The sequence below is a fragment of the Pleomorphomonas sp. T1.2MG-36 genome (assembly GCF_950100655.1).
In the GTDB taxonomy this organism is placed as follows: domain Bacteria; phylum Pseudomonadota; class Alphaproteobacteria; order Rhizobiales; family Pleomorphomonadaceae; genus Pleomorphomonas.
In genome coordinates this window covers 654,998-677,589 of sequence record NZ_CATNLY010000023.1, presented here as the reverse complement: position 1 = coordinate 677,589, position 22,592 = coordinate 654,998, and the positions used below count along the sequence as shown (strand labels likewise).

The 22,592-nt window shown below is 64.1% G+C and carries 23 protein-coding genes; 14 read left to right on the top strand and 9 right to left on the bottom strand.

Annotation, left to right across the window (positions count from 1 at the left end):
* Nucleotides 1–136 precede the first annotated feature (136 nt).
* Complete coding sequence (locus QQZ18_RS14595; protein WP_284541648.1) at nt 137–1,189, bottom strand: Gfo/Idh/MocA family protein; 1,053 nt, start codon at nt 1,187–1,189, stop codon at nt 137–139.
* Between the two features lie 71 nt (nt 1,190–1,260).
* Nucleotides 1,261–2,046, bottom strand: a complete 786-nt coding sequence (locus QQZ18_RS14590) for a ThuA domain-containing protein (protein WP_284541647.1) — start codon at nt 2,044–2,046, stop codon at nt 1,261–1,263.
* A gap of 38 nt (nt 2,047–2,084) precedes the next feature.
* Here QQZ18_RS14590 and QQZ18_RS14585 point away from each other — a divergent pair, with 38 nt between their 5' ends.
* Nucleotides 2,085–2,285: a hypothetical protein gene (locus QQZ18_RS14585; RefSeq protein ID WP_284541646.1), complete on the top strand. Its 201-nt coding sequence runs from the start codon at nt 2,085–2,087 to the stop codon at nt 2,283–2,285.
* A gap of 222 nt (nt 2,286–2,507) precedes the next feature.
* Here the strand turns inward: QQZ18_RS14585 and ilvD are convergent, their stop codons facing one another.
* The 3 genes from ilvD to QQZ18_RS14570 form a co-directional block, all read right to left on the bottom strand.
* Nucleotides 2,508–4,364, bottom strand: coding sequence for a dihydroxy-acid dehydratase (gene ilvD, locus QQZ18_RS14580; protein WP_284541645.1), 1,857 nt, complete (start codon nt 4,362–4,364; stop codon nt 2,508–2,510).
* 121 nt (nt 4,365–4,485) lie between these two features.
* Nucleotides 4,486–5,847, bottom strand: a complete 1,362-nt coding sequence (locus QQZ18_RS14575; protein WP_284541644.1) for a globin-coupled sensor protein — start codon at nt 5,845–5,847, stop codon at nt 4,486–4,488.
* A 200-nt stretch (nt 5,848–6,047) separates the two neighbouring features.
* The gene (locus QQZ18_RS14570; protein WP_284541643.1) at nt 6,048–6,452 is read right to left on the bottom strand and encodes a cupin domain-containing protein; all 405 of its coding nucleotides are present in this window, start codon (nt 6,450–6,452) and stop codon (nt 6,048–6,050) included.
* Between the two features lie 191 nt (nt 6,453–6,643).
* Between QQZ18_RS14570 and QQZ18_RS14565 the strand changes: the two genes are divergently transcribed.
* The 4 genes from QQZ18_RS14565 to QQZ18_RS14550 all read left to right on the top strand — a co-directional run bounded on the left by QQZ18_RS14565 (nt 6,644) and on the right by QQZ18_RS14550 (nt 10,572).
* The gene (locus QQZ18_RS14565; RefSeq protein ID WP_284541642.1) at nt 6,644–6,997 is read left to right on the top strand and encodes an amidohydrolase family protein; all 354 of its coding nucleotides are present in this window, start codon (nt 6,644–6,646) and stop codon (nt 6,995–6,997) included.
* 273 nt (nt 6,998–7,270) lie between these two features.
* On the top strand, nt 7,271–7,558 hold the full coding sequence (locus QQZ18_RS14560) for a DUF2934 domain-containing protein (protein WP_284541641.1): 288 nt from the start codon (nt 7,271–7,273) through the stop codon (nt 7,556–7,558).
* Between the two features lie 106 nt (nt 7,559–7,664).
* A complete protein-coding gene (locus QQZ18_RS14555) occupies nt 7,665–9,962 on the top strand; it encodes a Tex family protein (RefSeq protein WP_284541640.1) in 2,298 nt (765 codons plus the stop codon).
* 112 nt (nt 9,963–10,074) lie between these two features.
* Nucleotides 10,075–10,572, top strand: coding sequence for a cytochrome b (locus QQZ18_RS14550; protein ID WP_284541635.1), 498 nt, complete (start codon nt 10,075–10,077; stop codon nt 10,570–10,572).
* Between the two features lie 79 nt (nt 10,573–10,651).
* Here the strand turns inward: QQZ18_RS14550 and QQZ18_RS14545 are convergent, their stop codons facing one another.
* Nucleotides 10,652–10,861 (bottom strand): cold-shock protein, encoded by a 210-nt coding sequence (locus QQZ18_RS14545; RefSeq protein WP_026781928.1) that lies wholly within the window; start codon nt 10,859–10,861, stop codon nt 10,652–10,654.
* Between the two features lie 204 nt (nt 10,862–11,065).
* Entirely contained in the window at nt 11,066–11,587 is a 522-nt protein-coding gene (gene mog, locus QQZ18_RS14540; RefSeq protein ID WP_284541634.1) for a molybdopterin adenylyltransferase, read from the bottom strand.
* A gap of 147 nt (nt 11,588–11,734) precedes the next feature.
* On the opposite strand from mog, the gene QQZ18_RS14535 reads away from it, so the two are divergent.
* Together QQZ18_RS14535 and QQZ18_RS14530 are read left to right on the top strand one after the other, a co-directional pair.
* Entirely contained in the window at nt 11,735–13,222 is a 1,488-nt protein-coding gene (locus tag QQZ18_RS14535; RefSeq protein WP_284541633.1) for an ATP-binding protein, read from the top strand.
* A 126-nt stretch (nt 13,223–13,348) separates the two neighbouring features.
* Nucleotides 13,349–14,467, top strand: coding sequence for a DUF4432 family protein (locus QQZ18_RS14530; protein ID WP_284541632.1), 1,119 nt, complete (start codon nt 13,349–13,351; stop codon nt 14,465–14,467).
* A 9-nt stretch (nt 14,468–14,476) separates the two neighbouring features.
* Here the strand turns inward: QQZ18_RS14530 and QQZ18_RS14525 are convergent, their stop codons facing one another.
* A complete protein-coding gene (locus QQZ18_RS14525) occupies nt 14,477–14,878 on the bottom strand; it encodes a flagellar basal body rod protein FlgC (RefSeq protein WP_284541631.1) in 402 nt (133 codons plus the stop codon).
* 432 nt (nt 14,879–15,310) lie between these two features.
* Between QQZ18_RS14525 and QQZ18_RS14520 the strand changes: the two genes are divergently transcribed.
* On the top strand, nt 15,311–15,583 hold the full coding sequence (locus QQZ18_RS14520; RefSeq protein WP_284541630.1) for a hypothetical protein: 273 nt from the start codon (nt 15,311–15,313) through the stop codon (nt 15,581–15,583).
* Between the two features lie 151 nt (nt 15,584–15,734).
* Here the strand turns inward: QQZ18_RS14520 and QQZ18_RS14515 are convergent, their stop codons facing one another.
* On the bottom strand, nt 15,735–17,093 hold the full coding sequence (locus QQZ18_RS14515) for a GH1 family beta-glucosidase (protein WP_284541629.1): 1,359 nt from the start codon (nt 17,091–17,093) through the stop codon (nt 15,735–15,737).
* 129 nt (nt 17,094–17,222) lie between these two features.
* On the opposite strand from QQZ18_RS14515, the gene QQZ18_RS14510 reads away from it, so the two are divergent.
* The 6 genes from QQZ18_RS14510 to QQZ18_RS14485 all read left to right on the top strand — a co-directional run bounded on the left by QQZ18_RS14510 (nt 17,223) and on the right by QQZ18_RS14485 (nt 22,378).
* Nucleotides 17,223–18,239: an AI-2E family transporter gene (locus tag QQZ18_RS14510; RefSeq protein WP_284541628.1), complete on the top strand. Its 1,017-nt coding sequence runs from the start codon at nt 17,223–17,225 to the stop codon at nt 18,237–18,239.
* Nucleotides 18,240–18,322: 83 nt separating this feature from the next.
* Complete coding sequence (gene modA, locus QQZ18_RS14505; RefSeq protein WP_284541627.1) at nt 18,323–19,087, top strand: molybdate ABC transporter substrate-binding protein; 765 nt, start codon at nt 18,323–18,325, stop codon at nt 19,085–19,087.
* 104 nt (nt 19,088–19,191) lie between these two features.
* A complete protein-coding gene (modB, locus tag QQZ18_RS14500) occupies nt 19,192–19,881 on the top strand; it encodes a molybdate ABC transporter permease subunit (protein WP_284541626.1) in 690 nt (229 codons plus the stop codon).
* Entirely contained in the window at nt 19,878–20,942 is a 1,065-nt protein-coding gene (modC, locus tag QQZ18_RS14495) for a molybdenum ABC transporter ATP-binding protein (RefSeq protein WP_284541625.1), read from the top strand. The genes modB and modC overlap by 4 nt, the downstream gene beginning before the upstream one ends.
* Before the next feature lie 103 nt (nt 20,943–21,045).
* Entirely contained in the window at nt 21,046–21,915 is an 870-nt protein-coding gene (gene purU, locus QQZ18_RS14490; RefSeq protein ID WP_284541624.1) for a formyltetrahydrofolate deformylase, read from the top strand.
* Nucleotides 21,916–22,072: 157 nt separating this feature from the next.
* Complete coding sequence (locus QQZ18_RS14485; protein WP_284541623.1) at nt 22,073–22,378, top strand: hypothetical protein; 306 nt, start codon at nt 22,073–22,075, stop codon at nt 22,376–22,378.
* The last annotated feature ends 214 nt before the right edge of the window (nt 22,379–22,592 follow it).

Here is a 22,592-nt window from a genome sequence, read left to right as displayed (position 1 = left end):
GAGCGAGAGGGACGTATCCAGCCGATTGTCGATATGTAGTAAGCCGACTAATTATATGATGGGTCGCTTCTGGGGCGTTCAAACAAAAGCCGCCGGGAAACGACCCGGCGGCTTTGAACGACAGGCATGGGACGCCTCAGCCGGCAACGGGCAGTTCGCCCCTCAGCCGCTCCGTCTCGAAGGAGGCATCGAGAATGCGTTGCAGATCGGCGGCCCGACGGAAGCTCGGCTCCATGGTCCGACCGGCTTTCACCGCATCGAAGAAGCGTTTGTAGTTCATCGGCACCGGCTTCGCCGTCACCGGTCGCCAGGTCTGGCTGTTGATGTCCTTTGCGCCCTTGCACACGCGCAGCCAGGTGCCATCGGATCCATTCTGGATTTCGAGGGCGCCCTTGTCGCCGAAAACGCGGACACGCAGCGTGTTGGCATAACCGGTGGCAAACCGCGAGGCATGGATGACGCCGATGGCGCCGTTTTCGAACTCCAGCGTGCCGGCGAAACTGTCATTGGCGTCGAGCGTATACTCGCCGATCTTGTCGTCGGGCGCCTTGTGAAAGGTCTTGAGACGGCCGAACAGCCGCGTCACGTCGGTGCCGGCGCCAAAGGAGGCGAAGTCGAGAATGTGGATTCCAACGTCGCCGATGACGCCCTTGGAACCGTGATTCTCGGAGAGGCGCCACAGCCAGCGGCTTTCGGTGCGCCAGTCGCCCCAATGGGTTCCGGTGAGCCAGCTCTGGAGGTAGCTGGCCTCTACGTGCTTGACGTCGCCGATGGCGCCCGAGGTGACCATCTCGTGCATCTTGTGAATCTCGGGCACGTTGCGGTAGCTGAGATTCACCATGCCCACGACACCTTCCTTCTCGGCGGTCTCGGTCATCTCGAGGGCGTGGGCATAGTTGGTGGCAAGCGGCTTTTCGCAGAGCACGTGCTTGCCCGCAGTGAGCAGCGCCATGGTCGTGGGGTAGTGGGCAAGATCGGTGGTGACGTTGGCCGCCGAGTCGAACTTGCCCCAGACGATGGCGTCCTCCACCGTGGCGAACGTGCGGGGGATGTTGAAGTCCTTGGCGAAGGCGGTGGCGAGCTCGGGGAAGATGTCGACGCAACCGACGATTTTCACGCCACGAATCTTGGAAAAGTGCTGGGCGTGATGGCGGGCCATGCTGCCGGTGCCCACGATGATGAGACGCATGTTGAAGGTCCGATGGGAAGAGGGCGATAAGAGCGGCGGCCGGCGGGAAGCCGCCGGCCGTTCAAGAACATTCAGCGAAGGCCGGGAGCACCCTTGGCATGGATGGTCAGGCCGCGCTCCTTGATCGGCTCCAGCGCCTTGTCGACAGGCACGTTGGGCGCTTCGGTGACCGCCGTCCAGGCCGGGCCCGGATTGTAGGCCCACTTGACCGCGTTGCGCAGCACCGTCAGCACGTTTTCATCGTGGTAGGTGGGGTAGGCCTCGTGGCCAGGGCGGAAATAGAAGATCTTGCCGGCGCCGCGCTTGTAGCAAAGGCCGGAACGAAACACTTCGCCACCTTGGAACCAGGAGATGAATACGGTTTCATCGGGCTCGGGGACCGAGAACGGTTCGCCGTACATCTCCTCCATGTCGAGTTCGATTTTCTCCGGCAGGCCGGCGGCGATCGGATGGTTGCGGTTGATCACCCAGAGGCGCTCGCGCTCGCCCGCCTCGCGCCACTTGAGCGCGCAGGGCGTCCCCATCAGACGCTTGAAGATCTTCGAGAAATGCCCGGAGTGCAGGACGAGGAGACCCATGCCTTCCCAGACGCGCTTGGCGATGCGCTCGACGATCTCGTCCTTCACCTCGCCATGGGCGGCATGGCCCCACCAGACCAGGACGTCGGTCGCGGCGAGCTTCTCGACCGTCAGGCCGTGCTCGGGCATCTGCAGGGTCACCCAGCTCGCCTCGATGGACGGGTCGACGTTGAGCGCATCGGCGATGGCGCTGTGCATGCCGTTGGGATAGAGGTCACGCACGACTTGGCTGGTCTGCTCGTGCACGTTCTCGCCGTAGACGGTGGTGCGGATAGTCATGGAAGTCCTCCCGGGATGAGCGGCCCGGCGCCGCTGACGTGCGCACCGCCGATTCCGCGGCAAGACCCGGTTCGCCGACCTTCCTCAAGGCCGTAAACGAGGCGCGGCATCTTGCTTCACAAGCATTCAAAGCGCTTTTAATGGTGATTGTCAAGAGTCGCCGGCCGCAGTGGGTAGTTCTCACAATTGCTTGTTCCGTCAAAGATATTTTGAATGACGAAATAATAAAAGCGCTTTGAATGAATCGAAACAAACATTGGGTGCGCGCAGGCGTCACCGACGCGCCGTCACGACGCTAAAATGCCATACGAATTCGGACGGTTACCAGACGCTATGATAAAAATGATCGCGCCTTGCCCATGGCGCCGATCCCCGGCCGTTCTCGCCCCACTCCGGCGGCGAACACGTCGCCACCGGGTCTTTTCCGGGACAGGTAAGCGCGCAGGCGGCCGAGCGCCGTGTCAGTGCTCGATCTGGCTGACGTCGCGCACGGCGCCCTTGGCCGCCGAAGTGGTCATGGCGGCATAGGCGCGCAACGCCGCCGACACCTTGCGCGGACGCGGAGCCGCCGGCTTCCAGGCAGCCTTGCCCTTGGCTTCCATGGCGGCACGCCGGGCGGCGAGAGTTTCGTCCGACACCAGGAGATTGATGGTGCGGTTCGGGATATCGATGCGGATGCGGTCGCCCGCTTCGACAAGGCCGATGGCGCCACCTTCGGCCGCTTCAGGCGAAGCATGACCGATGGAAAGGCCCGAGGTGCCGCCGGAGAAGCGGCCATCGGTCAGAAGCGCGCAAGCCTTGCCGAGGCCCTTCGACTTCAGATAGCTCGTCGGATAGAGCATCTCCTGCATGCCGGGCCCCCCCTTGGGGCCCTCGTAGCGGATCACCACGACGTCGCCGGCAGTGACCTCGCCGCCGAGAATACCCTTCACCGCGCCTTCCTGGCTTTCATAGATCCTCACTTCGCCCTCGAAGACGAGGATGGACTCGTCGACGCCGGCCGTCTTCACGATGCAGCCGTCCAGCGCGATGTTGCCGAACAGCACGGCGAGGCCGCCATCCTTGGAATAGGCGTTTTCCATAGAGCGGATGACGCCCTTCTTGCGATCGAGGTCCAGATCGTCCCAGCGCCGATCCTGGCTGAAGGCTTCGATCGACGGCACGCCGCCCGGCGCCGCCGCGAAGAAGGTGCGGACGGCGATCGAGTTGGACTGAACGACGTCCCACTCGCGGATCGCTGCCTTCAGCGTCGGGGTGTGGACGGTCGGCAGGTCGGTGTTGAGCAGCCCGGCGCGATCGAGCTCGCCCAGCAGACCGAAGATGCCGCCGGCACGGTGCACGTCCTCCATGTGGATGTCGGCCACGGCCGGCGCCACCTTGGACAGGCAGGGCACGCGGCGGCTGAGGCGATCGATGTCGGCCATGGTGAAGTCGACGCCGGCTTCCTGGGCGGCCGCCAGCAGGTGCAGCACCGTGTTGGTCGACCCGCCCATGGAGATGTCGAGCGTCATGGCGTTCTCGAAGGCGGCGAAAGAGGCGACGGAGCGCGGCAGCACGCTCTCGTCGTTGCCTTCGTAGTAGCGCTTGCAGAGGTCGACGATCAGTTGGCCGGCTCTGAGGAACAGTGCCTTGCGGTCGGCGTGCGTCGCCAGCATCGAGCCGTTGCCCGGCAGGCTGAGGCCGAGCGCCTCGGTGAGGCAGTTCATCGAGTTGGCGGTGAACATGCCCGAGCAGGAGCCGCAGGTCGGGCAGGCCGACCGTTCGTAGGAGCGCACGTCGGTGTCCGACACCTTGTCGTCGGCGGCGGCGACCATGGCGTCGATCAGGTCGACCGACTTGGTGACGCCCGACGACAGCAGGACCTTGCCGGCCTCCATCGGTCCGCCGGAGACGAAGACGGCGGGGATGTTGAGGCGCAACGCCGCCATCAGCATGCCTGGCGTGATCTTGTCGCAGTTGGAGATGCAGACCATGGCGTCGGCGCAATGGGCGTTGACCATGTACTCGACGCTGTCGGCGATCAGGTCGCGCGACGGCAGCGAATAGAGCATGCCGTCATGGCCCATGGCGATGCCGTCATCGACGGCGATGGTGCTGAATTCCTTGGCGAGGCCGCCGGCCTTCTCGATTTCGCGGGCAACCAGTTGCCCGATGTCCTTGAGATGCACATGGCCGGGCACGAACTGGGTGAAGGAGTTGACCACGGCAATGATCGGCTTGCCGAAATCGCTTTCCTTGACGCCGGTGGCGCGCCACAGACCGCGAGCGCCGGCCATGTTGCGGCCATGGGTGGAGGTGCGGGAACGATAGGCGGGCATGGGTTCGATCCATCTCGGTGGAAGGCGTATTGCCTGACGGATGAGACCGTTTTGCCGAAAAAGCAAGGGCGGCAGCGGCGCAAAGCGTTCGCTGCCGCCCCTTATGGGCTCGGAGGCGCCGTCAGGCGGCGCGCACTTTGGCCAGGAAACCCTTGATTTCCGACCGGAGGCGGGCACAGGTTTCGTCGAGCTCCGCCGTACCGACCTTCATCCGCTCGGTGGCCACGACGGCGGCGGCGTTGGCCTGCGACACGCCGTCGATGTGCTCGGTCACCTCGGCGGTGCTGGTCGATGCCTGGTTGAGATTGCGCGAGATGTCGAGCGTGGCGGTGCCCTGCTCCTCGACGGACGCCGCGATGACGTTGGAGATCTCGCTGAGGCGGCCGATGACGCCGGAAATGGTGTTGATGGCCGCCACGGACTGCTCGGTCGACGATTGAATGCCCCTGATCTGGTCAGCGATGGTCGACGTCGCCTTGGCGGTCTGGTCGGCGAGCTGCTTGACCTCGGCGGCGACGACGGCGAACCCTTTGCCAGCCTCGCCGGCCCGGGCAGCTTCAATCGTGGCGTTCAGCGCCAGAAGGTTGGTCTGGGACGCGATGTTGTCGATCAGATCGACGACGTCGCCGATCTTCTTGGCAGCTTCCGAGAGGTCCCTGATCTGTGTCGACGTGCGGGCGGCATCGGCGGCCGCCTCGGCGGCGACGCGACTCGATTCCTCGACCTGGCGGGTGATCTCGGCGACGGAGCCGGTCAGTTCCTCGGTGGCGGCGGCAACGGTGGCAACGTTCGCCGATGCCGTTTCGGCGCCGCGCGTCACGCTCTTGGCCCGTTCGGCGGCACTGTCGGTCGCATGGTCGAGGTCGCGAGTCAGCGCAGCCATATCCTTGGCCGAGGAGAGGACCTTGTCGGCAATGGCTCCGACGGACGACTCGAACTCCTTGGTGACGTGGTCGATCAGGCTCTGGCGCGCCGCGCGTTCCGCATCGATGTAGACGGAAATGGCAAAATCCATATCGACCATGACGGCCTTGCTGAGCGCCTGCAGCAGCTTGAGCCGCGTCTCATCCCGGCCGCGCTTCATGAAGCCGCCGGAGTAATCCTTGTTGATGCGGGCGATCAGCGTGTTGAGCAGGAAGTCGTAGCCGCCGATGTACCACGTGGGAGACAGGCCGATCCGGTGATGGGTCTCTCCGATCTTCGAAACGGACTGGAAATAGGTCTCGTCGAAGCGAGCTTCCAGCACGCGCTCCCAATGCTTGATCTGTGCCGCCCTGGCATGGGCCATATGGTCGGGAGATCGAAAGAAGCGCTTGGTTTCAGGGAACTCCGCGATATGCCGGTAGAAGGCGTCGATACCGTCGGCAAGAATACTGAAAATATAGGAGCGATGTTCGCGAAGGGTCGCGGCAACACTGTCGTCGATGGCGTGAAAACCGAGGCGCTGACGCATGTCAGAGGCAATGATCGAGGGAGCGGACATGCCGGTTCCTTTGTGCTGCGGGGTCGGCGCACCGGATGCGCCCGACACCGGCTATGTCGCGTCAAATCCCTTACCTCTTCGTAAATGAATTAGGAAAACCATCGATATTTAAGGAACTTACGTCAGGTGAAGGTGCGCTATACTACCTATATGCGCAATATTCATGAGAAATGCTCTCAATATTATACATGCCGTATGCCTCAGTCCCCCGTGGCCCCCGACCGGGTTGGCTCGTCAACGGAAGCTTCCAGGCTGGCGTAGCCCTCAGGACGGAAGCGCGGCCGGCAAAGGCAAAGGAAGACGAGATCGACGGCTCCGTCGTTTTCGATCCGTTGCGACACCCGCTGAGGAATGCGAACACTGTCGCCGGGACCGACGCGAAAGCGATCGCCCCCCACCTCCATCATGCCGCTTCCCATCTCGATCACATAGGTTTCCTCGACGTCGAGGGCGTGCAGCTCTGTGACCACGCCGGGGGTGACGCGCGCCCGCGCCAGCGACACATCCGGCCGGGTCGGATGGTTGAGAAGCTCGGTGATGTGACAGCGTTCCGATGTCGCGAACTCCCGAAGGCCTCCGCTCGGGATGAAGAATGGATGGGTCATGATGGCCTCGCCGGTTGCTGGGGCGAGTTTGAGGCAAGGGAGATGGGGCGGCAACACTCTCTTTACGGGGTGCGGCCCATCGGCGATGAATGAATACTCCGGAGAGAACATGCCCAGTTCCGATCTCGTCATTCGCGCCGACCATGTCGTCACCTGCGACGATGCCATGACCGTCATCGAGAACGGCGCCGTTGCCGTCCGCAATGGCCGCGACAGGCGACGCCACCACCGTTACCACCGGCGAAGCCCTTGCCATGGCAACGCGCAACGGCGCCTGCGCACTCGGCGCCAGCGATCGGCTGGGATCGATCGAGGTTGGCAAGGAGGCTGACCTCATTCTGGTCGACACCGGCCGTCTGCATGCTGCCCCGCTGTTCGATCCCGTCACCCACCTCGTCTATTCGGCCGGTCGGGCCGATGTCACTGACGTCTTCGTTGGCGGTCGTCGTATCGTCGAGGCCGGAAGCCTTCTCACTGCCGATGTCGGCGCCTTGGTGGCCGCAGCCGCAGCCCTTCGTCCGGCCATCGCCGGCTCTGTCGCCTGACTCGTCGGGGAAGTCCGTTCGCCCGCAAGGAGGTGGCTCGTCGCCATGACAGGCGTCATGCAGGGCGATTCGGAGTAAAAGTCTTTGCCAGCGCGCAGTTTTCCGCCTGTCATTGCCTTCTCAGATGGCGAGTGCTGGTCTACATTGCTCTCGCTGCGGTTTCGTCGACGAAGCCGTCGGGTCGAAGGGTCCAGTTTCTTGTCCCGAAAGCCCCTGAGGGGATGCCGGATGCGGCGTCCGCTGGCCGGGTTCCGAACAAAAGAGGATTTCGACATGTCCGATATCGAAGCCAAGATCAGAGAAAAGGCGCGCGAACTCTGGCTGGCCGAGGGGCAGCCCGAAGGACGGGCCGACCAACACTGGCACGAGGCGGAGGCGATCGTTCGCGCCGAAGCCGAGGCGGCTGCAAAACCCAAGGCGGCTCGCAAGCCGCGCGCAGCCGCCGCCAAGAAGGAGGCGCCCGAAGCCAAGGCGCCGGCTGCCAAGAAGCCCGCCGCCAAGAAGGAAGTGGCCAAGAAAGAGCCCGCCAAGAAGCCGTCGCTCAAGGTGGTCTCCGGCTGAAGTCGCCACCACGGCACGGACAGCTTGTTGACAAGGCCGGTCGGCGCCGTTGCGCCGTCCGGACAGGATGCCTAATGTCGCGGCCTTCTTGTGAGGGAGCCGTGATATGAGCCTTTCCGCAGCCGTCGAAGCCCGCATTGTCGAGGCCATCGCCAGCGAAATCGGCTGCCGGCCGGCGCAGTCAGCGGCAGCTATCGGCCTTCTCGACGAGGGCGCGACGGTGCCTTTCGTCGCCCGCTACCGCAAGGAAGTCACCGGCGGGCTCGACGATACGCAGCTCCGCAAGCTTGAGGAGCGGCTATCCTATCTCCGCGAGCTCGAGACCCGTCGTGCCGCCGTCCTGACGGCCATCGAAGGGCAGGGCAAGTTGACCCCTGCGCTGTCCGAAAAGATCGCCGCCGCCGTCACAAAGGCGGAGATCGAGGATCTCTACGCGCCCTTCAAGCCGAAGCGCCGCACCAAGGGCGAGATCGCCAAGGAGAAGGGGCTGGAGCCGTTGGCCGACGCGCTGTTCGCCGATCGGACGCGGGAGCCAGCCGCGACAGCTGCGGCCTACGTCAACGAGGCAGTGCCGGACATCAAGGCGGCACTCGATGGAGCCCGCGATATCCTCGCCGAGCGTTTTGCCGAGACGCCGGAACTCGTCGGTCGCCTGCGTGCCTATTTGCGCGATCGCGCCGTGTTGCGCTCGGCGGTGATCGCGGGCAAGGAAGCCGCCGGCGAAAAGTTCGCCGACTACTTCGATCATCGAGAGCGCTGGGCGACGGTGCCCAGCCATCGCGCGCTCGCCATGCTGCGCGGCCGCAACGAGGAGGTGCTGGCCCTGGAGCTTGAGATCGACGCGGACGATCCGGCGCCGGTCAAGCCGGTGGAGCGCATGGTGGCGGAAGCCTTTTCGATCAACGTTCCGGCGAAACTGCCGGCCGAAGGCTTTTTGTTCGATGTCTGCCGCTGGACCTGGCGGGTCAAGCTTCAGCTTTCCCTGTCCCTAGACCTGATGGGTACGTTGAGAGAGAAAGCCGAGACCGAGGCGATCCGCGTCTTCGCCGACAATCTGAAGGATTTGCTGCTCGCGGCGCCGGCCGGCGCCCGTACCACCATGGGCCTCGATCCCGGTATCCGCACCGGCGTCAAGGTGGCGGTGGTCGACGCCACCGGCAAACTGGTCGACACGGCCACCGTCTACCCGTTCCAACCGAGAAACGACGTTGCCGGAGCGCTTGCAACGCTGGCTTCCCTCGCCCGCAAGCACAAGGTGGAACTGATCGCCATCGGCAACGGTACGGCGAGCCGCGAGACCGATCGCCTTGCCGCAGCGCTGATTGCCGATCTGCCGGCACCCAAGCCCACCAAGGTTGTGGTGAGCGAGGCTGGGGCCTCGGTCTATTCGGCATCCGAACTGGCCGCCCGTGAGTTTCCCGGTCTCGACGTTTCGCTGCGAGGCGCCGTTTCCATCGCTCGCCGCCTTCAGGATCCGCTGGCCGAGTTGGTCAAGATCGAGCCGAAGTCGATCGGCGTCGGGCAGTATCAGCACGATGTCGATCAGGGCCATCTCGCCAAGGCGCTGGACGCCGTGGTCGAGGACGCGGTGAACGCCGTCGGCGTCGATCTCAACATGGCCTCGGCGCCGCTCCTGTCCCGCGTCTCCGGCCTTGGCCCTTCGCTTGCCGAGGCCATCGTCGCCTACCGCGATCTCTCGGGCGCCTTCCGCAGCCGCAAGGCGCTGATGGAAGTACCGCGCCTCGGTGCCAAGACCTTCGAGCAGGCCGCCGGCTTCCTGCGCATCCGCGATGGCGACGAGCCGCTCGATGCCTCCTCCGTGCATCCCGAGGCCTATGGCGTCGCCCGCCGCATCGTCGCCGCCTGCGGCCGCGACATTCGGCAGCTGATGGGCGACAGTGCCGTGCTTAAGGCGCTGAACCCGGCGAAATTCGTCGACGACCGTTTTGGTTTGCCGACCGTACGCGACATTCTGAGCGAGCTGGAAAAGCCCGGCCGGGATCCGCGCCCCGAGTTCCGGACCGCCAGCTTCGCCGAAGGGGTCGAGGACATTGCCGATCTCAAGCCCGGCATGATCCTCGAGGGTACGGTGACCAATGTCGCCGCCTTCGGTGCCTTCGTCGATATCGGCGTCCATCAGGACGGCCTCGTTCACGTCAGCCAGTTGGCCGACCGGTTCGTGAAGGACCCTCGCGACGTTGTGAAGGCCGGCGACGTGGTGAAGGTTCGTGTCGTCGAGGTGGAGGTCAAACGCAAGCGTATCGCCTTGTCCATGCGCAAGGACGATGACGGCGCGCCGAAAGGTACGGGCGGCGGTCGGCCGGACCGGCGGAGTCCGCCGCCGCCATCGACGGGCAACAATGCCATGGCTGCCGCCCTGGCCGCCGCCATGAAGCGGCGGTGAGACGGCACCGTCACCGGCGGCGGTATATTTCCGGGTGATCGATGCAATCTTGCCGATTGTGTCGGCGGATTTGGTGTAAGCTCCGCTCCGTTAACCACCGCGGGAGTCCGCCATGGCCAAGCAGTCCACCGGTTACACCGTTCTCCAGCTTTCGCTCCACTGGTTGATCGTGCTTCTCGTATTGTTCCAGTTGATCTTCGGCGAAGACATGGGGCGCTATAATTATTTCCTGCATTCCGGACAGGACGTCGCCCCGCTCCTGACCGGCTACTATCTGCACGTCGGCGTCGGCATCGCCGTCCTCGTTCTGACGCTGTTCCGTTTCGGCTTGCGCCTGACGGTCGGCGTGCCGCCTTCGGTGCCCGGCCCTGCTCTGCAAGTGAAGGCGGGCGAGGCTTTGCACTATCTTTTCTATCTCATGCTGATCGTTACGCCGATCACAGGCCTTCTCGCCCAGTATGTCGACATCGAAACCTTCGGCGAGGTTCATGCCGCCAACAAGCCCGTGTTCATCCTGCTGATCCTGATCCACGCTGCGGCGGCTCTTTACCACCATTTCGTGCTGAAGGATTCAACCCTGCGTCGGATGATGGTGCCGGGCACCCACTGACGGCTTCGTTCTGGACAAGAAAAACCCCGCGGAAGAGAACTCCCGCGGGGCTTTGCATTCAAGCCGGTCGATCGTGAGATCAGGCAGCCGACAGATTGTCAGCCGAGGACTTGCCGGAACGGCGGTCCTGCACGACCTCGAAGTTCACTTTCTGGCCATCGTTGAGCGAGCCAAGGCCCGAGCGCTCGACGGCGGAGATGTGAACGAAAACGTCCGGACCACCGGCGTCCGGAGCAATGAAGCCGTAGCCCTTGGTGGCGTTGAACCACTTGACGGTACCTAGAGCCATGATGAGATCCTTTCCTCAGAAAGTCACTTGAAAGAAAGCCAAGCGCCCGCACGGAGCGCGTGGCAGGTGGTTACCGAGTTTGGAAAGGTCGTCACGTCGCGGGGGATGGACCCCAGGCGTTCAGGGCCGATGGTCTGGCCAAAATCGATAGCAGTTTCATACTACGGGAAGTGGCATTCTTGCAAGCAACCTTTAGGTGTGTCGTCATGCCGGTCGGAACGCCTGGCAGACGGCCGGGTCGGTCTCGATACGGCCGGCACCGATCAGGTCGAGGCAGTAGGGAATGGCCGGAAATACCGCGTCGAGGCATACGGCGATCGAGGCCGGCTTGCCCGGAAGGTTGACGATCAGTGTCGAGCCGCGCGTCCCGGCGGTCTGGCGCGACAGGATGGCGGTCGGCACCTTCTCAAGGCTGATGCGGCGCATCAGTTCGCCAAAGCCCGGCAGCTCCTTCTCCAGTACCACCTTCATCGCCTCCGGCGTGAGGTCGCGTGGCGAAGGCCCGGTTCCACCGGTCGTGAGAATGAGATCGACCCGCTCTTCGTCGCAGAGGCGGACCAGCTCGCCGCCGACGCTATCCACGCCATCGGGGACCACCTGCGTCAGGATCTCGTGGGGCGAGGTCACGGCACGGCCGAGCCAAGCCGCGATCGCCGGCCCTGAGAGGTCTTCATACTCACCGCGCGCGGCACGATCGGAAACGGTGAGAAGCGCAATTCGGACCATGGTCGAAGCTCCAGCCTGTGAATCACGGGAGAAGACAGCGTTAGCATCTTGCTTCGCCCTTGGCCAAGGCGGCCGAATCGGTCGACAGAAGAAACATGCTCGCGAAGGCGGGCCGTGTTTACCGGTGCGTGGGACAAAGATTTCGGGATGACCTTCAGCGTGGACATCGGCAACAGGGCGAACGGCACGCGTGCCGCCTTCGACCTTGAGGAACTGCTGGCCACCCGTCTGCTGGTCCAGGGCAACTCCGGTTCCGGCAAGTCGCACCTTCTGCGCCGACTTCTCGAGCAGAGTGCCGAGTGGGTACAACAGGCCGTCATCGACCCCGAAGGCGACTTCGTGACGCTGGCCGATCGCTTCGGTCACGTCGTGGTGGACGCCAACTGCTCAGAGCGTGACCTGGCGCTGATCGCGGCCCGCGTCCGCAAACATCGCGTGTCCGTCGTTCTCAACCTTGAAGGGCTCGATGTCGACGGCCAGGTCCGCGCCGCGGCCGCCTTTCTGAACGGCCTCTTCGATGCCGAGCGCGATCACTGGTACCCGATGCTGGTGGTGGTCGACGAAGCGCAGCTGTTCGCACCGGCGGCGTCCGGCGAGGCCGACGGCGAGGCGCGCCGCGCCTCGCTCGGTGCCATGACCAATCTGATGTGTCGCGGTCGCAAGCGCGGCCTTGCCGGCGTCATCGCAACCCAGCGCCTTGCCAAGCTGGCCAAGAACGTCGCCGCCGAAGCCTCGAACTTCCTGATGGGGCGCACGTTCCTCGACATCGACATGGCACGTGCCGCCGATCTGCTCGGCATGGAGCGGCGACAGGCGGAAATGTTCCGCAACCTTCAGCGCGGCGAGTTCGTCTCGCTCGGTCCGGCCATCGGTCGCCGTCCGGAAGCGGTCAGGATCGGGCCGGTGGAAACGACGGGGCGCGGCGGCGGTCCCAAGCTGACGCCGCTGCCCGAACAGGGTGGCGAGGCGGCGCGCGAGCTGATTTTCCGGTCGGCGGCCGGTGAGGAGGCGCCGCGCATCACGGCCGCGCCCATCTCCACCGCCGATATCCTTTCCGAGCTGTCGCGGTCCCGCGCGGCACTGGCGCCGGCGCCCGAGGACAATCCGCCCCAGGCCGATCTACTCGGGCGACTTGCCCGTGACGAGGCGATCGAGGAAATCCTCGTGGAGATGATGGCCGAGCCGGACGCCGCCTTCCAGCCGGTGTCGATGCTCTATCAGGACTTCCTCGTCCGCTGCCGCATCAAGCGGGTGACCGGCGACAGCCTCGACTTGCAGTCCTTCCGCCAGCGCTTGTCGCTGGCCCGCGCCGGCGTGGAGACCGAGGCGGTCGACGAGGACGCCTGGCAGCAGGCCACGCTGATTTCGGCATCGTTGCCCGAGGACATGCGCGGCGTCTTCCTGCTGGTCGCCAAGGCGGCGCTCCAGAAGGCGCCATGCCCTTCCGACGCCGAGATCGCCCGGGCCTACGGGACCCGCTCGCCATCCCGCGCGCGGCGACTGCTCGCCTATATGGAGGAGCGCGGTTTTCTCGTCTGCGCGTCTGACTTGCGTGGCCAGCGGATGATCCAGCTTCCCGATCTCGGATGGCAGACGGCGTCCGGCTCGGCGACGGCGGCCGCCGCTGCCGAGTGATATCATTGCACTAAGCTCTATTGCTGTGTCTCCACCCCTTGGAGCGCCGGATAAAACGCGACAGACTGCCGCTCCGGCGATCGTCGACTCGGGAGGGCTCCCGGTCGCCGTGCCTGGGAGGATGGTATGACATTGTCGAAGTTGAGCGAGGGGGCGACAGCGGCCGTCGACCTTCGCGGCGTTGCGTTCGCGGAAGCCGAGCGGGTGTTTTTCCGAGCCGGGTCTCTCTCGGCGGCGGCTTTCCGATTTGCCTCCGGAGTCGATGCCGTCAGGCTGTCGAACGGAGCCGACGAGGTGGTGGTGCTGCCCTTCCAGGGGCAGCATGTCTGGTCGGCTCGTCTCGGTGGCCGCGACGTCGGCATGAAGTCGATGTTCGACATGCCGCGCCCGACGCAGAAATTCTTCGAGACCTATGGCGGCTATTTCCAGCACGCCGGCATCACCGCGATCGGCGCTCCCGGCCCGATGGAGCGCCGCGAGCAGCACGGCGAACTGCCCAACGCCCCCTATCGCGATGCCGCCGTCCTGATCGGCGAGGACGCAAACGGCCGCTATATCGCGGTCACCGGCCGCTATAACCATACGGTCGCCTTTGCCACCAACTACGAGGCGGTGCCGCTTCTGAAGCTGTATGAGGGCCGGTCGAGGATCGCCATCGGCATCACCGTCACCAACCTGAAATCGTCGCCGCTCACGGTGCATTATCTCGGCCATCTCAACTGGCGCGCCCGCGAGGGCGGCCGGTTGCTCGGCACGGTCCACGAGACGGCCGAGAGTTTGCGTGTCCGTCAGGAAATTCCTCCGCATATCAAGCCCGGCCCGGGCTATGTCGAATGGATAGCGGAGCTCGCCAAGGACCCCGGCCGTGCCGGCACCTTGACCTCGGACAAGATTTTTGCGCCGGAGGTGGTGTTCGCCTTCGATCCTCTGACCGACGACGAGGGACGGTCGCATTTCATGCAGGTTCATCCCGATGGGACGGCCGACTACACCTCCTTCAAACCCGAGGACACGGGAGCCGCTGCCCGCTGGATCTGTCGCACGGGCGACCAGGAGGCGGTCGGCATGGCTTTTCCCGTGCGGTCGCCGGACGAGGCGGCGTGCGTCAACGGTCAGCCCGTGACCCACGCGCCGCTGGGCCAGGGGGAGCGCTTTGCGACCGAGATCGTCGCCGCCGTCTTCACGCCGGCGGAAGCGGAGGCCATGGCGCGCCATATCGAGGCGGTGAAACGGCTGCGCGCCTGAGCGCCTTGCTCAGCTGAAGGCGTCGAGCGTCGCCTTCAGCATGTCGTTGCCCACTTTCAGCGTCTTCGCCGAGGCCTCGTAGCTGATGCGGGCCGTCATGACGTTGACCATCTCGCCGGCCATGTCGACATTCGGGGTAGCCACCATTCCCTCGGTGTCGGCGTCCGGCGAGGACGGATCGTAGGACGGCACAAAGGGATCGGCGGCATTGACGATGCGGGCCGAGACGCCACCACCCTTGACGTCGGCCTGTTTCACTGCGACCGGCGCATAAGCGGACGTGGTGCCGGCGGCGTTTGGCAATGGACCCGAAGATTGGACGTTGGCGATGTTCTGCGCCGAAGCTTCAAGGCGCGTCGCGGCGGCCTGCATGCCCGACGTGGAAATCGACAAGATGGGCGAGATGGACATCGGGGGCGGCTCCGGGCTCTCGAAGAGCTGCATTGTCGGCGACATAAGCTAAACTCGCCTTGCCGCGATGCCGCGAATTTGAATCATTGCCCGCCCAAGCTGCCGTTGGGACGATTTATCTCCATTTCCGGGAATCTTTGGACGGCGGTTCCTCGAAGAACAGCCGCTTCCGGTGCCAAATGATGGGGCATCCGGACACGGATGCGGCGGGATTTGACCAGTAGCTTGCGACCGCCGGATCAATCGCTAAAGCGCCATGCCCCCGGCATGGTGGTGCCTTTCCAGGAGGCGACCATGACCTTTGCTCACCCGACGATCCCTAACCATGCCGCCGGACGATGCTGTCGTCGATTTTTTCGAACGTGGCTGAAACCAAACGCTTTCGAACGGGTTTGATGGGTGGCCGGTGCACGCCGGCCCTGGAGGCAGGAAATGGATAGCGGATATATTGTCGAACTGGCCGGCGAAGCGGCCGGTGTGTTGGTTGGCGCCGGTGGCGTCTATGAATTTCACGCGGTGGATCCGCGCTTTCGCTCTCTCGAGGGAGCGGTCTTCGACAATGGTTTTGCCGCCGAGCGCGCGGTACGGCGTCTTGCCCGCCATGGGGCGGGAAAGTCGACGCAACGCGGCCGCCGCCAGTATTCGTTTTTTCGCGACGGACTTGGTCTGACGGGGCGCCCGACGATCGAGGCTTTCAGCACGTGATCCTAGTCCAGACCTTTTCTTGAAGCTCTTCTTAAGTCCTTTGAGTAACGTTTTTCTTTTCCTTGGTTGTCCTTCTCGGCCGTTACCCTTCCAGGCGCGCCGATAAACTTCCCCGGGAGCGCTAGCTCCCGGGGCTTTTTGTTTTCGATGATCACACGGACGCGGCCTGGGCCCGGCCGGCGATGAGGTCGCGATACCAGAGGGCCGAGGACTTGGGCGTCCGCACCTGCGTCTCGTAATCGACGTAGACGACGCCGAAGCGCTTCGCATAGCCGTGCGACCATTCGTAATTGTCCATCAGCGACCAGACGAAATAACCATCGACGCGGATCCCCTTGTCGCGGGCGTCGGCGAGGACCGTCAGATGCTTTTCGAGATAGTCGATGCGACCGGGATCGTCGCACTTGCCGTCGATGAGCTCGTCATACTGGGCGCATCCGTTTTCCGCGATGTAGATCGGCGGCAGTGTGTAACGGGCGTCGAGGTCGGTGAGCAGCCGATCGAGGGCCGGTGCATGGATCTCCCATCCCATCGCGGTGCGCGGCACGTTCTCCGCCTGGACGGAGCGGGCACGCGGGAAGGGCAAGGCGGGATCGACGGCGATCCGCTCGGGAGCATAAAAATTGAGCCCGAGGAAATCGATGGGCGTCGAGATGATCTTGAGATCGTCGGGCTCGATCGTCGGCATGATCGGGCCGAACGCCTCAAGGACGTCGGCGGGATAGTGGCCGAGCATCACCGGATCCAGGAACACGCCGTCGTGGAAGGCGCGATAGCGCTCTGTGGCGGCGATGTCCTCGGGGCGGTTGCTGGCTGGGTAGAGAGCCTTGGCGTTGTAGACGATGCCGGCCGGAAGATCGGATCGGCGCGCCTTGATCGCCTGCATGGCGAGCCCATGGGCGAGGTTCAGCGTGTGGATCGACGCGAGCGCCGCCGTCAGATTGCGCTCCCCGGGGGCATGCTCGCCGATCAGGTAGGACAGATGGCCGGAGCACCAGGGCTCGTTGAGCGTCATGATGCCCGAGAGGCGGTCGCCGAGGCGGGCCATGACCACGTCGGTATATTCGGCAAAGGCATAGGCGGTGTCGCGGGCACACCAGCCGCCGCGGCCGTGCTGCTCGATCGGCAAATCCCAATGATAGAGGGTTGCGTAGGGCTTTATCTCCGCCTTCAGCAACTCGTCGACCAGCCGGTCGTAGAAGTCGATGCCCTTTTCATTGACCGGGCCGCGACCGTCGGGAATGACCCTCGGCCAGGCGATCGAGAAACGATAGGCATCCGCCGAAAGCGACCTCAGCAGGCGCACGTCATCCGGCATGCGGTGGTAATGATCGCAGGCGACGTCGCCGGTGTCGCCGTTCCTGACGCGGCCCGGAATGCGGGAAAAAGCGTCCCAGATGCTGGGCTTGCGCCCGTCTTCATCATGGGCGCCCTCTATCTGATAGGCGGCGGTGGCATAGCCGAACACAAAGTCGCGGGGAAAACGTTTCGAAAGCGCAGCGCTGGACATCGGGTTCCTCCTCGTCGAACACAACGAATTGCCATGAATCGGTTCACCCCGGAAGCCCCCGTCGTTTCTTTTTGCGTTCATCCGGAATGGGCTGTATTGGGGCATCACTGATGGAGATGATCACGGGCGATGGACAAGCTGGCTTCGTGCAATTGGGTGAAGATCGCCTCCTATCTGATCGTTGGCATCGCCCTTCTCCTCTGTCTTGAGATGGGCCTGCTCGCCGGCCTCCTGGCTGGGCTGCTCGTGCACGAGACGGCGATCAGCGCCGCTCCATGGCTCCGCAACCGCACCGGCTGGACCCAGCAAATGGGCAAGGCGGTGGCCCTCATCGTCATCGTTGCCGCGATCTCGCTCGGCATTGCCGCCGCCGTCATCGCGGCCGGATCGCTGTTCACCAACGGTTCGGAGGGGCTGTTCGCCCTCATTCACAAGATGGCGCAGGTGCTGGAAACCGGCCGCACCTATCTTCCGCCGTGGATTGGCGACTATCTGCCCGTCAACACCGACGAACTCCGGCGGCAGGCGGTGAAGTTCCTTCAGGACAACGCCTGGGAACTGCAGCGCTTCGGCCAGGACGTCGGCCGCATCCTGGTCTACATTCTGTTCGGTATCATCATCGGCTCTCTGGTGCTGTTTCGCAGACCGCCGGAGAAGCCGCACGGCCCGCTCGCCATCGAGCTGATCGGCCGCGTTCGTCGTCTCACGCTCTCCTTCCGTCGCGTCGTTTTCGCCCAGTTCCGCATTTCGTTGCTCAACACGACGTTGACCGCTCTCTTTCTCTACGGCCTCGATCCGTTGATCGGCGTTCAACTGCCGTTCCTGAAGACTATGGTGGCGGTCACCTTCATCGTCGGTCTGCTGCCGGTGATCGGCAACATCATCTCGAACACGGTCATCTTCATTGTCAGTCTCGGCGTGTCGGCGCCGGCGGCGATTGCCGCGCTGATATTCCTGATCGCCATTCACAAGCTCGAGTATTTCGTCAACGCCCGCATCATCGGCACCCAGATCAACTCCCGCGCCTGGGAAATGCTGACGGTAATGCTGGCCATGGAAGCGACCTTCGGCGTGCCCGGCCTGATCGCTGCGCCAATCTTCTATGCCTACGTCAAGGAAGAACTGTCGGCCAACGGCCTGATCTGAGAGCCATGGTTTCCCGCCGCTTGCGCTCCCCTGAGGATCGTTATAGCGTGCAGTATATAACGCCAAGTCGGGAACCCAATTCCATGAAAAAGTCGCTCGCCCTCGTCGCCGCGCTTGCGCTCGGCCTCTTGACTTCGGCTGCCTCCGCCGCCGATCAGGTCCGGATTTTCGCCGCTGCTTCCGTGGCGCCGTCGCTTCAGAAGATCGCCGACACCTACAATGCCGGCAAGGATGTCGAGGTGCTGATCACGCCCGCCGCCTCCGGTGCGCTGGCCAAGCAGATCGAGGCCGGTGCGCCTGCCGATATCTTCATTTCCGCCGATCTCAAGTGGATGGCCTATGCCAACGAGAAAGGCCTGATGAAGGAGGGCAGCAGCTTCAATCTTCTTGGCAACTCCCTGGTGCTGGTGGCCGCGAAAGACGACAAGGTCGCCGTCGACTTTGCCGACAAGGCGGCACTACCGGCCGTTCTCGGTGAGGAGCGCCTCGCGGTCGGCGAAGCCAAGAGCGTTCCCGCCGGGGCCTATGCCGAGGAGGCGCTGAAGTCGCTCGGTCTCTATGACGCGGTGTCGCCGCGATTTGCTCCGGCCGAAAACGTCCGCGTCGCCTTGCAGATGGTCGCCCGTGGCGAGGCCAAGCTCGGCATCGTGTACGGAACCGACGCCGCCGCCGAGTCGGGTGTCGCCGTCGTCGCCACCTTCCCCGAAACGAGCCACAAGCCCATCGTCTATCCGATCGGTCTGACCAAGGGTGCCGGCCCGGCCGCCAGCGATTTCGTCGCCTATCTCAAGGGGCCGGAAGCGGATTCCGTGTTCACGGCCGCCGGTTTCGTCAAGCCCGCCAAGTGATCGGCTCGGGGCGGCCATGCGCCGCCCCGTCGACCGCCCGCGGCGGGAACCATTCTCCCGGATGACCACTTGCCGACCCGGTGCCGATCGAACACTGTAAGCCGATGCCGGATCTCTCCCCAGACGCCTGGACTGCCATTGCCCTGAGCTTCAAGGTCGCTGCCATGGCGACGTTGTGGGGCGTTCCCGTATCCATCGTGCTGGCCTTGATCCTTGCCCGTGGGCGCTTTCCCGGCAAGGCGCTGTTCGACGGGCTCATTCATCTGCCTTTGGTGCTGCCACCGGTGGTGACCGGCTATGTGCTGCTGCTGCTCTTGGGCCGCAAGGGGCCGATCGGCGCCTTCCTCGACCAGCATTTCGGCATCGTCTTTGCGTTTCGCTGGACGGGTGCCGTCGTTGCCGCCGTCATCATGGCCTTGCCCATCATCGTTCGCGCCATCCGGCTGTCCATCGAAACGGTCGACGTCCGTCTCGAACAGGCCTCCGGCGCGCTGGGCGCCGGTCCGGTTGCCACGTTCTTCCTGGTGACGCTGCCTCTGTCACTGCCCGGTATTCTGGTCGGGGCGACCTTGGGTTTTGCCAAGGCGCTCGGCGAGTTCGGCGCCACCATCACCTTCGTCTCCAACATTCCCGGCGAGACGCGTACCATCGCATCGGCCATCTACACGGCAAGCCAGAGCCCGGAAGGCGACGGCGAGGCGCTCCTCCTCTCGGTGATCGCCGCCTCGATCGGCCTCGCCGCTCTCGTGGCCTCGGAGGTCATCGCGCGCTGGTTCAGGAGAACCTCCTCGTGATCGATGTCGAGATCCACCAGCGCCTCGGCGACTTTCAACTCGATGTCGACTTCTCCGGCGGCGATGGCGTCACCGCGCTGTTTGGCCCTTCCGGCTCCGGCAAGTCGTCGGTGATCAAGATCGTTGCCGGCCTGACGCGGCTTCGCTCCGGCAGAATCCTCGTCGACGGAGCGGTCCTGGCCGATGGACAGGGATGCCACGTGCCGCCCCATCGCCGCCGTATCGGCGTGGTGTTTCAGGAGGCGCGGCTGTTTCCGCACCTCTCCGTCCGGCGCAATCTTCGCTATGGACGGCTGTTTACGCCTCTGGACCAGCGACGGATCGCCGAAGGACCGGTGATCGAGACGCTCGGCATCGGTCACCTGCTCGATCGGCATCCAGCGACGCTGAGCGGCGGCGAACAGCAGCGCGTTGCCCTGGGACGGGCGCTGCTTGCCTCGCCACGCCTGCTGCTGATGGACGAACCGCTTGCTTCGCTCGACGCACCGCGTCGCCTGGAAATTCTGCCGCTGATCGAGGCCCTGCGCGACGAGTTCGGCATCCCCATCGTCTACGTCAGCCATGCCGTTGAGGAGGTCGCGCGGCTTGCCGGCAAGGTCGTGGTGCTGGAGGCGGGCAAGGTCGTGCGCGAGGGGCCGCCTGCCGACGTGTTCCGCCTCGCGGCCGATCGCTTCGAGATCATGTCGGTGATCGAGGGACGGCTCGGCTCGCCGAACGAGGCTTTCCAACTGACACCGGTTGAGATGCCTGCAGGAACCGTATGGCTGAACGGCCTCGTGCGGCCGCAAGACCGGACGGTGCGCGTGCTGGTCCACGCAACCGACGTGGCGCTCGCCATCCACCGCCCCGAAGGCGTCACCATCCGAACCGTGCTGGCCGGCACCGTAGCCGACGTGCCGGACGGCTCCGGTCCGAGCGTCACTGTCGACGTGGCGCTTCAGGGCGGCTCCCGGCTCGCCGCCTCGGTCACACGGGCGGCGGTGGCCGAACTGGACCTCAAACCGGGCCGTTCGGTGTTCGCGCTGGTGAAGTCGGTGGCCCTTGACGAACGTCCTTTGTGAACGTCCGGCGGCGGTTGGCCATATCTGAATGCTTTAGCCTCTTTCTTCTCGGGGCATGCCAAGCTAACTAGCATCGATCAAATCGCGACGAGGTTCACCGACCATGGCCGACGCCCACAAGCGCACCCACATTCTCACGCTCTCCTGCGCCGATCGTCCGCGCATCGTCGCCTCGGTCACCACCATCCTCGCCGGTCTCGGTGGCAACATCGCCGAAAGTGCCCAGTTCTGGGATCGGATCACCAACCGCTTCTTCATGCGCATCGCCTTCGAGACGCCGTCGGCCCTCAGTGCCGACACGATCCGCGCAGCGCTGTCCGACACCATCGAGACCTTCGGTATGACCGTCGACCTCGTCGATGCCGCCCGCATGCCGAAGATCATCATCATGGTGTCGAAGTTCGATCACTGCCTTCAGCACCTCATGTATCAGATCCGCGTCGGCTGGCTGAAGGCCGAGGTGGCCGCCATCGTCTCCAACCACGAGGACAGCCGAGCCTTTGCCGAGGCCCAGGGCATTCCCTACTACTGCTGGCCGGTCGACAGGGACAAGTCGAACAAGGACGAGCAGGAGGCCAAGGTCGTGGCCCTGGTTGAGGAAACCGGCGCCGAACTGGTCGTGCTCGCCCGCTACATGCAGGTGTTGTCGGACAAGCTGTCGTCGTCGTTGTTCGGCAAGATCATCAACATCCATCACTCCTTCCTGCCGTCCTTCAAGGGAGCCCGGCCGTATCACCAGGCCCATGAGCGCGGGGTGAAGCTGATCGGCGCCACTGCCCACTATGTGACGCCCGACCTCGACGAAGGTCCGATCATCGAGCAGGAAACCTCGCGCGTCACCCACGCCCTGTCCGCCGAGGATCTCGTCGCCGTCGGTCGTGACAACGAGTCCCGCGTGCTCGCTCGCGCGGTGAAGTTGCATCTTGAGGCGCGCGTGCTGATGCACGGCAAGAAAACCATCGTCTTCGCCTGACGCGTCCGCGCGCCGATCTCCGACAGCCCCAAAAGTCGCAGGTGACCGTGATTTGCGGGCGTGCTTTGGTGCTGCGTCTTCAAGAGGCAGATTTCGCCGATCCTTGAAAGACGAAAGGGGTTGGGTGAACATGAGTTTTCATATGCAGAGATCGGCGTTGGCCGTTGCCGTCATTGTTGCGTGCGTGGCCGACGCCAGCGCCTATGATCGTCGCGTCGTCGTGATCAACAATACGTCCTCGGCGATCCAGGAGTTCTATGCCTCGAATACCGGCCAGAATGATTGGCAGGAGGACATTCTGGGGAACGAAATGCTGCAGCCGGGCGGAGAGTTGACGGTCAACATCGATGACGGTTCGGGTTACTGCAAGTATGACTTCCGCGCCGTGTTCGAAGACTCTACGGAAGCCACGAAAGCGGGCGTCAATGTCTGCGAGGTGGGGCGCTTCTCTTTTGAGGAGTGAAGCCGACGGCCCCTTAACGTATCCGGCGAGCTAAAGTAAAGGCGACCGAGGGAGCAGTTTCTTGTTCTGCTTCCTCGTTTCCGCGTCGTAGTTTGGCCCGGACGGCGGGAGGCTTTTCGGGCCAATGTTCCCGCCGGGTTGGGGCATTGTTAAGCGTTGTTTCACGCCGGCCTGCCAATGTCGCCGCAACCTCACCTCATGGCATGGTGTTGCG

Coding starts and splice junctions, on each gene's coding strand:
- modA (WP_284541627.1), top strand. CDS start 18,323: ATGAAAAAGTCGCTCGCCCTCGTCGCCGCGCTTGCGCTCGGCCTCTTG.
- purU (WP_284541624.1), top strand. CDS start 21,046: ATGGCCGACGCCCACAAGCGCACCCACATTCTCACGCTCTCCTGCGCC.
- QQZ18_RS14520 (WP_284541630.1), top strand. CDS start 15,311: ATGGATAGCGGATATATTGTCGAACTGGCCGGCGAAGCGGCCGGTGTG.
- modB (WP_284541626.1), top strand. CDS start 19,192: ATGCCGGATCTCTCCCCAGACGCCTGGACTGCCATTGCCCTGAGCTTC.
- QQZ18_RS14510 (WP_284541628.1), top strand. CDS start 17,223: ATGGACAAGCTGGCTTCGTGCAATTGGGTGAAGATCGCCTCCTATCTG.
- ilvD (WP_284541645.1), bottom strand. CDS start 4,364: ATGCCCGCCTATCGTTCCCGCACCTCCACCCATGGCCGCAACATGGCC.
- QQZ18_RS14525 (WP_284541631.1), bottom strand. CDS start 14,878: ATGTCCATCTCGCCCATCTTGTCGATTTCCACGTCGGGCATGCAGGCC.
- QQZ18_RS14530 (WP_284541632.1), top strand. CDS start 13,349: ATGACATTGTCGAAGTTGAGCGAGGGGGCGACAGCGGCCGTCGACCTT.
- QQZ18_RS14535 (WP_284541633.1), top strand. CDS start 11,735: ATGACCTTCAGCGTGGACATCGGCAACAGGGCGAACGGCACGCGTGCC.
- QQZ18_RS14550 (WP_284541635.1), top strand. CDS start 10,075: ATGGCCAAGCAGTCCACCGGTTACACCGTTCTCCAGCTTTCGCTCCAC.
- QQZ18_RS14595 (WP_284541648.1), bottom strand. CDS start 1,189: ATGCGTCTCATCATCGTGGGCACCGGCAGCATGGCCCGCCATCACGCC.
- mog (WP_284541634.1), bottom strand. CDS start 11,587: ATGGTCCGAATTGCGCTTCTCACCGTTTCCGATCGTGCCGCGCGCGGT.
- QQZ18_RS14590 (WP_284541647.1), bottom strand. CDS start 2,046: ATGACTATCCGCACCACCGTCTACGGCGAGAACGTGCACGAGCAGACC.
- QQZ18_RS14555 (WP_284541640.1), top strand. CDS start 7,665: ATGAGCCTTTCCGCAGCCGTCGAAGCCCGCATTGTCGAGGCCATCGCC.
- QQZ18_RS14545 (WP_026781928.1), bottom strand. CDS start 10,861: ATGGCTCTAGGTACCGTCAAGTGGTTCAACGCCACCAAGGGCTACGGC.
- QQZ18_RS14560 (WP_284541641.1), top strand. CDS start 7,271: ATGTCCGATATCGAAGCCAAGATCAGAGAAAAGGCGCGCGAACTCTGG.
- QQZ18_RS14575 (WP_284541644.1), bottom strand. CDS start 5,847: ATGTCCGCTCCCTCGATCATTGCCTCTGACATGCGTCAGCGCCTCGGT.
- QQZ18_RS14515 (WP_284541629.1), bottom strand. CDS start 17,093: ATGTCCAGCGCTGCGCTTTCGAAACGTTTTCCCCGCGACTTTGTGTTC.
- QQZ18_RS14570 (WP_284541643.1), bottom strand. CDS start 6,452: ATGACCCATCCATTCTTCATCCCGAGCGGAGGCCTTCGGGAGTTCGCG.